At 50.5% G+C, this 13610-nt stretch carries 14 protein-coding genes and 1 riboswitch; of the genes, 7 read left to right on the plus strand and 7 right to left on the minus strand.

Annotated features, from left to right (window positions below; all coding sequences use genetic code 11):
- Positions 1-66: 66 nt before the first annotated feature.
- Together yegQ and yegS are read left to right on the plus strand one after the other, a co-directional pair.
- On the plus strand, positions 67-1428 hold the full coding sequence (yegQ, locus tag A1WG_RS20330) for a prephenate-dependent tRNA uridine(34) hydroxylase TrhP (RefSeq protein ID WP_000476033.1): 1362 nt from the start codon (positions 67-69) through the stop codon (positions 1426-1428).
- Positions 1429-1684: 256 nt separating this feature from the next.
- Entirely contained in the window at positions 1685-2584 is a 900-nt protein-coding gene (yegS, locus tag A1WG_RS20325) for a lipid kinase YegS (protein ID WP_000753102.1), read from the plus strand.
- A gap of 115 nt (positions 2585-2699) precedes the next feature.
- Here yegS and fbaB read toward each other — a convergent pair whose 3' ends face one another.
- Entirely contained in the window at positions 2700-3752 is a 1053-nt protein-coding gene (gene fbaB, locus A1WG_RS20320; RefSeq protein ID WP_000129564.1) for a class I fructose-bisphosphate aldolase, read from the minus strand.
- A 256-nt stretch (positions 3753-4008) separates the two neighbouring features.
- On the opposite strand from fbaB, the gene A1WG_RS20315 reads away from it, so the two are divergent.
- The 3 genes from A1WG_RS20315 to A1WG_RS20305 are packed head-to-tail and all read left to right on the plus strand — an operon-like array spanning position 4009 to position 7249.
- Positions 4009-5286 (plus strand): nucleoside permease, encoded by a 1278-nt coding sequence (locus tag A1WG_RS20315; protein WP_001516671.1) that lies wholly within the window; start codon positions 4009-4011, stop codon positions 5284-5286.
- Positions 5283-6287 (plus strand): ADP-ribosylglycohydrolase family protein, encoded by a 1005-nt coding sequence (locus tag A1WG_RS20310; protein WP_000846195.1) that lies wholly within the window; start codon positions 5283-5285, stop codon positions 6285-6287. Before A1WG_RS20315 ends, A1WG_RS20310 begins: the two co-directional genes overlap by 4 nt.
- Entirely contained in the window at positions 6284-7249 is a 966-nt protein-coding gene (locus A1WG_RS20305) for a carbohydrate kinase family protein (protein WP_001516672.1), read from the plus strand. Before A1WG_RS20310 ends, A1WG_RS20305 begins: the two co-directional genes overlap by 4 nt.
- Here the strand turns inward: A1WG_RS20305 and A1WG_RS20300 are convergent.
- From A1WG_RS20300 to rcnR, 5 genes are all read right to left on the minus strand, one after another.
- On the minus strand, positions 7223-7969 hold the full coding sequence (locus tag A1WG_RS20300) for a GntR family transcriptional regulator (RefSeq protein WP_000434029.1): 747 nt from the start codon (positions 7967-7969) through the stop codon (positions 7223-7225). The genes A1WG_RS20305 and A1WG_RS20300 overlap by 27 nt on opposite strands.
- 51 nt (positions 7970-8020) lie before the next feature.
- A complete protein-coding gene (locus A1WG_RS20295) occupies positions 8021-8839 on the minus strand; it encodes a glycoside hydrolase family 25 protein (protein ID WP_001516673.1) in 819 nt (272 codons plus the stop codon).
- Positions 8840-8904: 65 nt separating this feature from the next.
- Entirely contained in the window at positions 8905-9705 is an 801-nt protein-coding gene (gene thiD, locus A1WG_RS20290) for a bifunctional hydroxymethylpyrimidine kinase/phosphomethylpyrimidine kinase (protein WP_001516674.1), read from the minus strand.
- Positions 9702-10490 carry a hydroxyethylthiazole kinase gene (gene thiM, locus A1WG_RS20285; protein WP_001195641.1) on the minus strand — a complete coding sequence of 263 codons (789 nt, stop codon included), beginning with the start codon at positions 10488-10490 and terminating at the stop codon, positions 9702-9704. The genes thiD and thiM overlap by 4 nt, the downstream gene beginning before the upstream one ends.
- A gap of 34 nt (positions 10491-10524) precedes the next feature.
- A riboswitch (TPP riboswitch) is annotated at positions 10525-10621 on the minus strand.
- 91 nt (positions 10622-10712) lie between these two features.
- Positions 10713-10985, minus strand: a complete 273-nt coding sequence (gene rcnR / locus A1WG_RS20280) for a Ni(II)/Co(II)-binding transcriptional repressor RcnR (protein ID WP_000019944.1) — start codon at positions 10983-10985, stop codon at positions 10713-10715.
- A 120-nt stretch (positions 10986-11105) separates the two neighbouring features.
- Between rcnR and rcnA the strand changes: the two genes are divergently transcribed.
- Positions 11106-11933, plus strand: a complete 828-nt coding sequence (rcnA, locus tag A1WG_RS20275) for a nickel/cobalt efflux protein RcnA (protein ID WP_000134639.1) — start codon at positions 11106-11108, stop codon at positions 11931-11933.
- A 217-nt stretch (positions 11934-12150) separates the two neighbouring features.
- Positions 12151-12489 carry a Ni(II)/Co(II) efflux transporter accessory subunit RcnB gene (gene rcnB, locus A1WG_RS20270; RefSeq protein WP_000153060.1) on the plus strand — a complete coding sequence of 113 codons (339 nt, stop codon included), beginning with the start codon at positions 12151-12153 and terminating at the stop codon, positions 12487-12489.
- Between the two features lie 81 nt (positions 12490-12570).
- Here rcnB and A1WG_RS20265 read toward each other — a convergent pair whose 3' ends face one another.
- Entirely contained in the window at positions 12571-13605 is a 1035-nt protein-coding gene (locus A1WG_RS20265) for a fimbrial protein (protein WP_001516675.1), read from the minus strand.
- Between the last annotated feature and the right edge of the window lie 5 nt (positions 13606-13610).

Consider the following 13610-nt stretch of genomic DNA (forward strand, 5'->3'; position numbering starts at 1 on the left):
GGGGACACTCCCCTAACCGCTTCATCAGGTGAAGCGGATCTGACCTGTCATCAGAACGAGAGAATTATGTTTAAACCGGAACTCCTTTCCCCGGCGGGAACGCTGAAAAATATGCGTTACGCTTTCGCTTATGGCGCAGATGCTGTTTATGCGGGGCAACCGCGTTACTCCCTGCGTGTGCGCAACAACGAATTTAACCACGAAAATCTCCAGCTCGGCATCAATGAAGCCCACGCGCTGGGGAAAAAGTTTTATGTCGTGGTCAACATTGCGCCACACAATGCCAAGCTAAAAACCTTTATCCGTGATCTGAAACCGGTGGTGGAAATGGGGCCGGACGCACTGATTATGTCCGATCCGGGGCTGATTATGCTGGTGCGTGAACACTTCCCTGAAATGCCGATCCACCTTTCCGTGCAGGCCAACGCCGTAAACTGGGCGACGGTGAAATTCTGGCAGCAAATGGGGTTGACCCGCGTGATCCTCTCCCGCGAGCTGTCGCTGGAAGAGATTGAAGAGATCCGCAATCAGGTTCCGGATATGGAGCTTGAAATCTTCGTTCACGGCGCGCTGTGCATGGCCTACTCCGGCCGCTGCCTGCTCTCTGGCTACATCAACAAACGCGATCCAAACCAGGGCACCTGCACCAACGCCTGCCGTTGGGAGTACAACGTGCAGGAAGGGAAAGAAGATGACGTTGGCAACATCGTACACAAATACGAGCCGATTCCGGTGCAAAACGTCGAGCCGACGCTGGGTATCGGTGCGCCAACCGACAAAGTGTTTATGATCGAAGAAGCCCAGCGCCCGGGCGAGTATATGACCGCGTTTGAAGATGAGCACGGCACTTACATCATGAACTCGAAAGATCTGCGCGCCATCGCCCACGTTGAACGCCTGACCAAAATGGGCGTGCATTCGCTGAAAATCGAAGGCCGCACTAAATCTTTCTACTATTGTGCACGTACCGCGCAGGTTTATCGTAAAGCTATCGATGACGCCGCTGCGGGCAAACCGTTCGACACCAGCCTGCTGGAAACACTGGAAGGCCTGGCGCATCGTGGTTACACCGAAGGTTTCCTGCGTCGTCATACTCACGACGATTACCAGAACTACGAATACGGTTATTCCGTTTCTGACCGCCAGCAGTTTGTTGGAGAGTTTACCGGTGAGCGTAAAGGCTCTCTGGCAGCCGTAGCGGTGAAAAATAAATTCTCCGTTGGCGACAGCCTGGAACTGATGACGCCACAGGGCAATATCAACTTTACCCTTGAGCACATGGAAAACGCCAAAGGTGAAGCGATGCCGGTCGCGCCTGGCGATGGCTATACCGTGTGGCTCCCGGTTCCGCAGGATCTCGAGCTGAATTACGCACTGCTGATGCGTAATTTCTCCGGGGAAACCACGCGTAACCCGCACGGTAAGTGATTCATTTCGATTATTTTTCCCGGATAGAAAATTCTTAGAAACCGATCACATACGGCTGCATTTATTAAGGTTATTATCTGTTTCGCTGAAAAACATAACCCATAAAATGCTAGCTGTACCAGGAACCACCTCCTTAGCCTGTGTAATCTCCCTTACACGGGCTTATTTTTTTGTACCACGCTTTCATCCTGTTCTGACTCCGCCTTTTCTTTTCTGCTCTACACTATCTACAGACCAATCATAAAGGCAGACGACCATGGCAGATTTTCCCGCCAGCTTACTGATTCTTAACGGCAAAAGTGCTGGCAATGAGATATTGCGCGAAGCGATTATGCTGTTGCGTGAGGAAGGAATGACGATCCATGTACGAACCACCTGGGAGAAAGATGATGCCGCGCGTTATGTTGCTGAAGCCCGTCAGCTTGGCGTTGCAACGGTAATTGCCGGAGGTGGAGATGGCACTATTAATGAAGTCTCCACGGCATTGATTCAGTGCGAAGGTGATGACATTCCTGCTTTGGGAATATTGCCGCTAGGTACAGCGAACGATTTTGCCACCAGTGTGGGTATTCCTGAAGCGCTGGATAAGGCACTTAAACTGGCAATTGCCGGTAACGCCATTGCGATTGATATGGCGCAGGTCAACAAACAAACCTGTTTTATCAACATGGCGACGGGCGGATTTGGTACGCGCATTACCACCGAAACACCGGAGAAATTAAAAGCCGCGCTGGGTGGCGTCTCTTACATCATTCACGGCTTAATGCGCATGGATACGTTGCAACCGGACCGCTGCGAAATCCGTGGTGAAAATTTTCACTGGCAAGGCGATGCGCTGGTTATTGGTATTGGCAACGGGCGTCAGGCCGGTGGCGGTCAGCAACTGTGCCCGAATGCGCTGATTAACGATGGGTTATTGCAACTGCGTATTTTCACCGGTGACGAAATTCTTCCCGCTCTCTTCTCAACCTTAAAACCTGATGAAGAAAACCCGAATATTGTTGAAGGCGCTTCGGCGTGGTTCGAGATACAAGCGCCTCATGAAATCACCTTTAACCTTGATGGCGAACCATTAAGTGGCCAACGTTTTCATATAGAAATACTTCCGGCGGCGTTGCGTTGTCGATTACCGCCGGACTGCCCGTTATTGCGCTAGTCAAAAATTTATTCTCTCCTGAACAGGGGTACATCAATTTTTGCCGGATGCGGTGCGAACGCCTTATCCGGCCTACGGGAGGTGTGTTGTTCGCAGGCCAGATAAATGAAGCGTATCAGGCAATCGTAATTTTGCTATCGAGATAAACGTCCTGCACGGCGTTAATCAGTTTCACGCCGTCGGCCATCGATTTCTTGAACGCTTTACGCCCGAGAATCAGCCCCATTCCGCCCGCGCGTTTGTTGATAACCGCAGTACGCACCGCATCGCTAAGGTCGGTTTCACCGCCCGCGGCACCGCCGGAGTTAATCAGCCCTGCGCGGCCCATATAACAGTTAGCTAACTGATAACGCACCAGGTCAATCGGGTTTTCGCTGGTTAACTTGCTGTAAACGCGATCGTCGGTATAACCGTAATTAATCGCTTTATAGCCGCCGTTATTCTCCGCCATTTTTTGTTTGACAATATCCGCGCCAATGGTCGCCGCCAGATGGTTCGCCTGACCGGTCAGGTCAGCGGAAACATGGTAATCGATGCCCTCTTTCTTAAAGGCGGAGTTGCGCAAATAAGCCCACAGCACGGTCACCATGCCCAGCTCATGTGCACGTTCAAAGGCCGCAGAAATTTCTTCAATCTGGCGACGTGACTCTTGCGAGCCAAAATAGATGGTCGCGCCAACCGCCACCGCGCCCATGTTGAACGCCTGCTCCACGCTGGCATACAGCGTTTGATCGTAGGTGTTCGGGTAACTTAGCGTCTCGTTGTGATTAAGTTTGACGAGGAATGGAATGCGGTGCGCGTAACGCCGCGATACCGATGCCAGCACGCCGTAAGTTGACGCCACACAGTTGCAGCCCGCTTCGATCGCCAGTTCCACAATGTTCTTCGGGTCAAAGTAGAGCGGGTTAGCGGCAAATGAAGCTCCGGCAGAGTGCTCGACGCCCTGGTCAACCGGCAGAATAGAAAGATATCCTGTGCCAGCCAGACGCCCGGTGTTGTAGAGCGTCTGCATATTACGCAGCACCGCTGGCGGACGATTATTGTCAATCATCACGCGGTCTACGTAGTCATGTCCGGGGAGATAAAGCTGGTCAGAAGGAATAGTCATACAACGATGCTGTAAAAGGTTGTCGGCATCTTTGCCAAGCAACTGCGCAATATCTGTCATTACTATGCTCCCGTAAATTCCGATTGGATATCGGCTATGGATTGTCCTGGCCCACCTTTTGCGGGCAATTATAATCCTGGTCGTTATGAGCTATTTTTTCCATCTTTCGGCTGTTTTTTCAGCGTTTCCTGTTGGCACGACTCATCAGAAAAAGTGTTACCGCGGTCAAGATTTCACCACAAAGGTATTTAAAAGGTATCATCAAATGGTATTGTCAGCGCGTACCTTACATTACCTGTCATGAAGGAATCAAAAGATGAAAACAACAGCAAAGCTGTCGTTCATGATGTTTGTTGAATGGTTTATCTGGGGCGCGTGGTTTGTACCATTGTGGCTGTGGTTAAGTAAAAGCGGGTTTAGTGCCGGAGAAATTAGCTGGTCGTATGCCTGTACCGCCATCGCGGCGATCCTGTCCCCTATTCTGGTTGGCTCCATCACTGACCGCTTTTTCTCGGCGCAGAAAGTGCTGGCTGTGTTGATGTTCGCAGGTGCAGTGCTGATGTATTTCGCTGCGCAACAGACCACTTTTGCCGGATTCTTCCCGTTACTGCTGGCCTACTCGCTAACCTATATGCCGACCATTGCACTGACTAATAGCATCGCCTTTGCCAACGTGCCGGATGTGGAACGTGATTTCCCACGCATTCGTGTGATGGGTACTATCGGCTGGATTGCCTCTGGTCTGGCATGTGGATTCTTGCCGCAAATGCTGGGTTATGCCGATATCTCACCGACTAATATTCCGCTGCTGATTACCGCCGGAAGTTCTGCTCTACTCGGTGTGTTTGCATGTTTCCTGCCCGACACACCACCAAAAAGCACTGGCAAAATGGATATTAAAGTCATGCTTGGCCTGGATGCACTGATCCTGCTGCGCGATAAAAACTTCCTCGTCTTTTTCTTCTGTTCATTCCTGTTTGCTATGCCGCTGGCGTTCTATTACATCTTTGCCAACGGTTATCTGACCGAAGTCGGTATGAAAAACGCGACCGGCTGGATGACGCTCGGCCAGTTCTCTGAAATCTTCTTTATGCTGGCATTGCCGTTTTTCACCAAACGATTTGGTATCAAAAAGGTATTATTACTTGGTCTGGTCACCGCTGCGATTCGTTATGGCTTCTTTATTTACGGCAGCGCGGATGAATATTTCACCTACGCACTATTGTTCCTCGGCATTTTGCTGCACGGCGTAAGTTACGATTTTTACTACGTTACCGCATACATCTATGTCGACAAAAAAGCCCCCGTGCACATGCGTACTGCCGCGCAGGGGTTGATTACGCTCTGCTGCCAGGGTTTCGGTAGTTTGCTCGGCTATCGTCTTGGCGGCGTAATGATGGAAATGATGTTCGCTTATCAGGAACCAGTCAACGGGCTGACCTTCAACTGGGCCGGGATATGGACTTTCGGTGCGGTGATGATTGCCATTATCGCCGTGCTGTTCATGATTTTTTTCCGCGAATCCGACAACGAAATTACGGCTATTAGGGTCGATGATCGCGATATTGCGTTGACACAAGGGGAAGCAAAATGAAAACAGAACGTATTCTCGGTGCTCTTTACGGGCAGGCGTTAGGGGATGCGATGGGGATGCCCTCCGAGCTTTGGCCGCGCAGCCGCGTCAAAGCGCATTTTGGCTGGATTGACCGTTTTCTGCCCGGCCCAAAGGAGAATAACGCGGCCTGCTATTTTAACCGCGCCGAATTTACCGACGACACCTCGATGGCGCTGTGCCTGGCGGATGCGTTGCTGGAACGCGAAGGCGAGATCGACCCGGATCTGATTGGGCGTAAAATCCTCGACTGGGCACTGCGTTTCGACGCCTTCAACAAAAACGTGCTTGGCCCGACCTCAAAAATTGCGCTTAACGCCATTCGCGACGGTAAACCCGTCGCTGAACTGGAAAACAACGGCGTGACTAACGGTGCGGCGATGCGCGTCTCACCATTGGGGTGTTTACTCCCGGCGCGTGATGTTGATTCCTTTATTGATGATGTGGCGCTGGCGTCCAGCCCGACCCATAAATCCGATCTGGCGATTGCGGGGGCGGTGGTTATTGCATGGGCGATTTCTCGTGCCATTGACGGCGAAAGCTGGTCAGCGATTGTTGATTCTCTACCCTCGATTGCGCGACATGCTCAACAAAAACGCATCACTACCTTCAGCGCCTCACTGGCGGCACGTCTGGAGATTGCACTAAAAATCGTTCGTCACGCCGACGGCACCGAATCTGCCAGCGAACAGCTATATCAAGTGATTGGCGCAGGCACCAGCACTATTGAGTCCGTTCCGTGCGCCATTGCGCTGGTTGAACTGGCACAAACCGATCCGAACCGCTGCGCTATTCTGTGCGCCAATCTTGGTGGTGACACTGACACCATCGGCGCTATGGCGACGGCGATTTGTGGCGCATTGCATGGCGTAAATGCTATCGATCCGGCATTAAAGGCTGAGCTGGATGCGGTTAATCAGCTTGATTTCAACCGCTATGCCACGGCGCTGGCGAAGTATCGCCAACAACGGGAGGCGGTATGAGCGGCACCAGGTTACACACGCTGCTGTCGCAATTAACTACGCGTCAACCGGTGATGGTTGTCGGTGCGGCTGTCATTGATGTGATCGCTGACGCTTACGCCCTGCCCTGGCGCGGGTGCGATATCGAACTGAAACAGCAGAGCGTAAATGTTGGCGGCTGTGCGCTGAACATTGCCGTGACGTTAAAGCGCCTCGGTATAGAAGCGGATAACGCCCTGCCGCTCGGTCAGGGGGTGTGGTCGGAGATTATTCGTAACCGGATGGCAAAAGAGGGATTGCTCAGCCTGCTCGATAACGCCGAAGGCGATAACGGCTGGTGTCTGGCGCTGGTTGAACCTGATGGTGAACGTACCTTTATGTCGTTCAGCGGTGTGGAAAATCAGTGGAATAGCCAGTGGCTGACGCGATTAACCGTTGCACCAGATAGCCTGCTCTATTTTTCCGGTTATCAACTGGCCTCGCCCTGTGGCGAATTGTTAGTGGAATGGCTGGAAGGACTGCAAGACGTGACGCCGTTTATTGATTTCGGCCCGCGGATTGACGATATCCCGGATGCATTGCTTGCGCGCATCATGGCCTGTCGGCCACTGGTGTCGCTCAATCGCCAGGAAGCTGAGATTGCCGCCGAACGTTTTGCTTTATCCGCAAATATCACAATGCTTGGCACGCAATGGCAGGAGAAATTTGCCGCGCCGCTGATCGTTCGTCTCGATAAAGAAGGCGCGTGGTATTTCAGCAACAACGCTTCTGATTGCGTTCCGGCATTTCCAACGCAAGTCGTGGACACTATTGGCGCAGGTGATAGCCATGCTGGTGGCGTGCTTGCCGGACTGGCCTCCGGTCTCCCACTGGCAGACGCCGTATTGCTGGGCAATGCGGTAGCGTCGTGGGTTGTCGGACATCGCGGCGGTGATTGCGCGCCAACGCGCGAAGAACTACTCCTCACACACAAAAACGTATAGATCGCTGCGACAGTGGCTGATGCTGTACTCAATAGGCCGTTGCTGTTGGTCAAGCGCCACTTGCTTGATCACCAGCACCGGTATTTTGCTATCTAACTGAATATGTGACTGAAACTCGGCATCCGGCATTCGGGCGCTAACGCGGGAACGGGTGCGCAGGGGAAAGATACGCTGACTGCGGAAATAGTCATAGAGAGAAATACCGATGGCATCAACATCATGAATTAAATGCACTGGAACCCACGACTCTTCTATCGATACCGCTTCTTCATCCACATAGCGAATACGCTTAAGCAAGAAGACATCGCTGCCCGCGGCAATCGCCAGTTGCTGCGCAACTTCTTCGGGACACTTTACCACTCGCTTATTAACCCACAACGTATCGGGTTTTTTCCCACGCAACACCACCTGCTGAGAAAAACCTCGCGCTTCTTTCAACGAGTATTCGAAGATGTTGTTGATCTGCGTTCCGTAGCCACGCGAACGCGTCACCACTCCCTCTTCTTCCAGTGCCTGCATCGCCTTGCGCACCGTAATGCGCGAAACGCCGGTTAACTGACTTAAATCACGCTCGCCGGGCAAAATATTTCCATGCTCCAGCACCCCACTGCGCACGGCATTTTTTACCGTTTCGGCAAACTTAATATAAAGCGGCGTGTTGTCCGCCGCTAAAATACGTTCGTTCAGTTGAGCGATAAGCTGGGTATGCGCTTGTTCCATTTGTCTTTTTCCTGCCGGGGAGTCTGGAGGAAGTATATCACTGCTGGTTATTTAAGGCGTTTCTTTAATGCCATCAACGAAAGCCTGCAGCTCCTCCACCGTGCCATTAAACACATTAAAATCCACCGGACCATTTACGCCATCCACCTGTCCACGGTCGGAATGCTGCCAGAAATGCCAGGCCAGGCCGTCATTGTCCGGGCGTCGCTGATAATAATGGGCCACCCACCACGGGTATTCATTGAAATATCCCGCCAGATTCGTGTGATAAAACGTCGCCCCCGCATAAATAATCGGCTTTTTGCCCGTGCTCTTTTCAACCATTTTTAGCCACTGACTTACCCGCTTGCGTAATTCTTTTGCCGATAATTTCCCACGTTCTTCTACGTCCAGCACCGCTGGCAGATCGCCTTGTGAGAAATCCACCGTTTGCAGAAATAATCGCGCCTGAACGGAAGCTGAGACCGACGGAGAAAAATAGTGATATGCCCCGCGCAATAAGCCATTTTTGTAGCTTTGACGCCAGTTACGCGAGAAATACGGGTCTACCAGCTTTTCGCCTTCCGTAGCCTTAATAAAAGCAAACTGTAAGCGGATACCGTTGTCGCGCATTTTTGCGACACGTTGCCAGTCGATCCGCGCCTGCCAGCGTGAAACATCAATACCATGAATGGTGTAATTGGCAGGGATTCGAATAGCAAAAGATTTGACCGGGCGATAACCATAAAAGTGGATGTAGTCTTTAATCTGAATTGCTGTCGACCAGAAAAAATTCACCGTCTGACGAGGATAAATCGCCACGATGGAAATTAGCCCCAGAGCGCAGAACAAGGCGGTGAATTTTTTTCGACTGGCTATTTTTAGCTGCATTGGTTTCATCCCTGAATTTCAGCGCGAACACGCTGAAAAATGCCAAAGCAGCTATAGTATGATGCTCACCACCAGGCGTGAAAGTGGTGAACCGGACCATTCCCGTGGCCAACTTCCAGCGTGTCGGCCTGGGCTAACGCCGCTGATAGCCAGCTTTTTGCTTCCTGTACGGTGTCAGCCCAATTCGTGTGACGCGGACGCAGCGCTGCCAGCGCCGCAGATAATGTACAACCAGTGCCATGCGTGTTTTTGGTCATAATACGCGGTGCGGTAAACCGTTGTTCACCTTCGCGGGTAAACAACCAGTCCGGGCTTTGCTCATCATCCAGATGACCACCTTTCATCAACACGGCACCACAGCCCATCGCCAATAATTCACGCCCCTGCTCCAGCATTTCCTGTTCATTACGCGCGTGTGGAGAATCGAGTAAAGCAGCAGCCTCCGGCAAATTTGGGGTGATTAATGAAACCTGCGGCAATAATTGACTGCGTAGCGTGGCAACCGCCGAAGGTGAAAGCAGCGGATCACCGCTTTTAGCCAGCATAACGGTATCCAGCACCACGTTTTGGATCTGGTAACGTTGCAGCCGTTCTGCCACCGCTTCAACAATATCCGTCTCTGCCAGCATGCCGATTTTGGTGGTATCGATTCGCACATCGCTGAACACTGAGTCGAGTTGTGCGGCAACAAAGTCAGGCTCAATGCGATACACCGACTGTACACCGCGGGTATTTTGCGCCACCAGTGCGGTGATTACCGAACAACCATAAGCGCCAAGTGCCGAGAAAGTTTTAAGATCGGCCTGAATCCCCGCACCACCACTCGGATCAGTACCGGCAATCGTCAGAGCGTTAACCCGTTTCATGCCTGCACCTCCTGCGTCAATTGCCAGAGCGCATCAAGGAAATGGGGGATAAAACTGCCCGGCCCTTCGCTTCTGGCGACCGCACGTTCTCCGGCTTGTTTCATCCAGTGGCAGGCAGATGCAACATTTTCCAGCGTATCGCCCGGTAATGCACAACTGGCAGCGACAACTGCCGATAATGCACAACCAGTTCCTACTACTTTGGTCATTAACGGATCGCCGCCGTGAATGCCAACGATGCGACGACCATCGGTAACATAATCTACCTCGCCCGTGACCACGACGACAGCCCCGGTTTCATTCGCCAGTGTTTGTGCTGCGGGTAACGCGTTGGCTGCGGCGTCGGTGGAATCCACACCGCGACCACCATTGGCGATACCAGCTAATGCCATAATTTCAGAGGCATTACCGCGTATCGCCGCTGGCTTTAACGATAAAAGTTCGTGGCAAAAATGACGGCGATATTCGAGTGCGCCAACCGCGACCGGATCAAGCGTCCAGGGGGTTTGGGAGCGTGTTGCCTGTTCTACGGCAGCACGCATCGCTTGTGCTCGTAGCTGCGTCAGTGTGCCTACGTTAATCAACAAGGCACTGGCGATGGCCGCAAACTGACTGGCCTCTTCGGTTTCGATAACCATCGCTGGCGATGCACCGAGCGCCAGTAAGGTATTGGCAGTAAAGGTTTGCACCACATCATTGGTCATGCAATGCACAAGGGGAGAGTGTTGGTGAAAGAGGTGTAACATGCGCGCAGATTGCGCGGAACTCAGCAGGTCGACTTGCATAGTTTGCTCCTGCCATAACGTGAAGAAGCAATGACCTGATGGTCTGTGACTTCCCTACGCTGGCATTATCCAGATCAGGTGATACGGGTATTTCTCAGCCTTCACGCAGAAGGGCACCCCGAGTCGTTTGGTTGCGATGATGGATCGCAGATAAGGATGGTAAGGCCCCGCGCACACGTTGTAAACGAGGAAAAACGGCGATATTACAATAACGTTGTGAAATTATTTTATATAAGAATCCAGCACCTTCAGAACGACATCCAGATCTTCTTCACGCTTTAATTCATCGCCCTGATGAACAATGTGTTCCGTCAGATGGCCTTTAATCACTTCTCGCATCAAGCCGTTTACCGCACCACGAATGGCGGCAATCTGTTGTAGTACGGCAGCACATTCGTGCGGCTCGTCGAGCATTTTCTTGAGCGCAACAACCTGTCCCTGAATCTTACTGGCGCGCGCTTTCAGTTTCTGTTTGTCACGGATGGTATGAGACATGGCAACACCTGGTTAACAAGATAATGAAAAATCATAGCACTATTAATCTACTGGGGGGTAGTATCATGTACTGGGGGGGAGTAGAATCAGGGCGTCGATTTAATACTAAGAATTATTATCATGACCGAATTTACCACTCTTCTTCAGCAAGGAAACGCCTGGTTTTTCATCCCCAGCGCCATCTTACTTGGTGCGCTTCATGGGCTGGAGCCAGGGCACTCAAAAACGATGATGGCAGCGTTTATCATCGCCATTAAAGGCACCATTAAACAGGCGGTGATGCTTGGACTGGCGGCAACTATTTCACATACGGCGGTGGTCTGGTTGATTGCCTTTGGCGGGATGGTGATCAGCAAACGCTTTACTGCGCAGTCAGCGGAGCCGTGGCTTCAGTTGATTTCCGCGGTGATCATTCTTGGCACCGCATTCTGGATGTTCTGGCGTACCTGGCGCGGTGAAAGAAACTGGCTTGAGAATATGCACGAGCATCACCATCATGACCATGAACATCATCACGACCATGATCACGAACATCATCACCATCACGAGCATGGTCAGAGCGACGAGTATCAGGATGCTCATGCGCTGGCCCATGCCAGTGACATTAAACGACGCTTTGATGGTAGAGAGGTCACCAACTGGCAAATTTTGCTGTTTGGCTTAACCGGCGGGCTTATCCCCTGCCCTGCGGCAATAACAGTGTTGTTGATTTGCATTCAGTTGAAAGCCCTCACATTGGGTGCAACTCTGGTCGTCAGTTTCAGCATCGGCCTGGCATTAACGCTGGTCACCGTAGGCGTTGGCGCAGCAATCAGTGTTCAGCAGGTTGCAAAACGCTGGAGCGGATTTAACACCCTCGCTAAACGTGCCCCCTATTTTTCCAGTCTGTTAATTGGTTTAGTCGGATTGTATATGGGAGTGCATGGCTTTATGGGTATTATGAGATAAAACAATCACCTGGGCTTCGTTATCCCTTTAGCCCAGGATGATTCTTAAATCAGCTTATTCCGCTCACTTCTCGCTCAATGAGGATGCTTTTGCTGCATCCTTTCATTTACACTTTTTACGAAATCATGGGATCACTAACAAAATATCTCTTGTCGGTTATATTGTATGGCAGGAAAGATATGCGACTGATTTTACTGATCCCCAAAGTGGAGAGTATATGACCATAAAAAATAAGATGTTGCTGGGTGCGCTTTTGCTGGTAACCAGCGCAGCATGGGCCGCACCAGCCACCGCGGGTTCGACCAATGCCTCGGGAATTTCGAAGTATGAGTTAAGCAGTTTCATTGCTGACTTCAAGCATTTCAAACCAGGTGACACCGTACCAGAAATGTACCGTACCGATGAGTACAACATTAAGCAGTGGCAGTTGCGTAACTTGCCCGCACCTGACGCTGGAACCCACTGGACCTATATGGGCGGTGCATATGTGCTGATCAATGATACCGACGGAAAAATCATTAAAGCCTACGACGGTGAGATTTTTTATCATCGCTAAAAAAAGCCCCCTCGGAGAGAGGGGGAAATGCAGACACCTTATTATTTTTTATTATTAGCCACTTGCTCGTCTTGTTTGTTATTAGTCGTATTTCACGTTGATCAGTGCAGTTGCCTCAAGTGCACCCGATTTAACTTTATTTTTATCGTATACATAGTAACTGGCCAGGACAGGTATATTAATAATATTACTATTTAAAGGAGCTCCGGGTTTATCTGTTTTCCATAATGATGTCGCCGCGCCCTGATCGCCGCTAGCAGAAATTTTGATGGCTGCTTCAGTCCCTTTTGGTGGTTCTTTTAGATCCAAAACAAATCCTACACCATTATCTATGTTGCCACGCAAAATTGTATTGCTTCCTGTAACTAAGTCACTGCTGGAAAGATATACGACCATATTCCGCGATGCTTGTTTTGTGCCGCCGAAAAGATTATCACACTTCAACGTAATTATTCCTTCCTTACTGTTCGCCGTAATCTTTCCCTGACTTCTGAGTTGGGACAAGGCAATATCATCTACTTTTATTATTGTGTTTTCAGGCTTACAGGTCGTATTTTTAGGATAATAGGAAATACTTAACCCAAGCGTAAATGTATCCCCCGCCAGTTTACTGGTGAGATAACTTACACACCAGTTAATCTTCAATGTCTTACAAATGCCCAACCAAAAGTCAATGGATGAAGATGACTCACCGCCAATATTTGCAATCACAGTATCTGAAATAAACCAGGTAGGTTTTCTTTCTCCAGTAAAATCAGGTGTACCTTTGGATATTTTAACCACATAGGGTAATACTGCCTGCGCATTGCTGGATTTCCCAATCGTGTCACTGGTTTTACCTAAAGACTCTATTTTAACCTTTAACTTTTCGCCATTACCAAAAGGTCCAACTTCAACCCAATCACTTTGGATATTTTTATAGACTATTTTATCCGTGCTCGTATCACAAGATATCCCCGTAAACACGACACTTTTACTAAAGGAAACCTCATTCGCTAAAATCTCCCCCACATTAATACTATCAGTAATATTTAATGATGCAGTGGTACGACATCCAGCCCAGGTAAAATTAGCCCATAAAATAAAAATTAGTAACATTCCATTTCTGAAAATCATATTCC

The sequence above is a fragment of the Escherichia sp. KTE96 genome (assembly GCF_000408525.1).
In the GTDB taxonomy this organism is placed as follows: Bacteria; Pseudomonadota; Gammaproteobacteria; order Enterobacterales; family Enterobacteriaceae; genus Escherichia; species Escherichia marmotae.

Coding starts and splice junctions, on each gene's coding strand:
- A1WG_RS20310 (WP_000846195.1), top strand. CDS start 5,283: ATGAAAACAGAACGTATTCTCGGTGCTCTTTACGGGCAGGCGTTAGGG.
- fbaB (WP_000129564.1), bottom strand. CDS start 3,752: ATGACAGATATTGCGCAGTTGCTTGGCAAAGATGCCGACAACCTTTTA.
- A1WG_RS20305 (WP_001516672.1), top strand. CDS start 6,284: ATGAGCGGCACCAGGTTACACACGCTGCTGTCGCAATTAACTACGCGT.
- thiD (WP_001516674.1), bottom strand. CDS start 9,705: ATGAAACGGGTTAACGCTCTGACGATTGCCGGTACTGATCCGAGTGGT.
- yegS (WP_000753102.1), top strand. CDS start 1,685: ATGGCAGATTTTCCCGCCAGCTTACTGATTCTTAACGGCAAAAGTGCT.
- rcnA (WP_000134639.1), top strand. CDS start 11,106: ATGACCGAATTTACCACTCTTCTTCAGCAAGGAAACGCCTGGTTTTTC.
- A1WG_RS20295 (WP_001516673.1), bottom strand. CDS start 8,839: ATGCAGCTAAAAATAGCCAGTCGAAAAAAATTCACCGCCTTGTTCTGC.
- thiM (WP_001195641.1), bottom strand. CDS start 10,490: ATGCAAGTCGACCTGCTGAGTTCCGCGCAATCTGCGCGCATGTTACAC.
- A1WG_RS20315 (WP_001516671.1), top strand. CDS start 4,009: ATGAAAACAACAGCAAAGCTGTCGTTCATGATGTTTGTTGAATGGTTT.
- rcnR (WP_000019944.1), bottom strand. CDS start 10,985: ATGTCTCATACCATCCGTGACAAACAGAAACTGAAAGCGCGCGCCAGT.
- A1WG_RS20300 (WP_000434029.1), bottom strand. CDS start 7,969: ATGGAACAAGCGCATACCCAGCTTATCGCTCAACTGAACGAACGTATT.
- yegQ (WP_000476033.1), top strand. CDS start 67: ATGTTTAAACCGGAACTCCTTTCCCCGGCGGGAACGCTGAAAAATATG.
- A1WG_RS20265 (WP_001516675.1), bottom strand. CDS start 13,605: ATGATTTTCAGAAATGGAATGTTACTAATTTTTATTTTATGGGCTAAT.
- rcnB (WP_000153060.1), top strand. CDS start 12,151: ATGACCATAAAAAATAAGATGTTGCTGGGTGCGCTTTTGCTGGTAACC.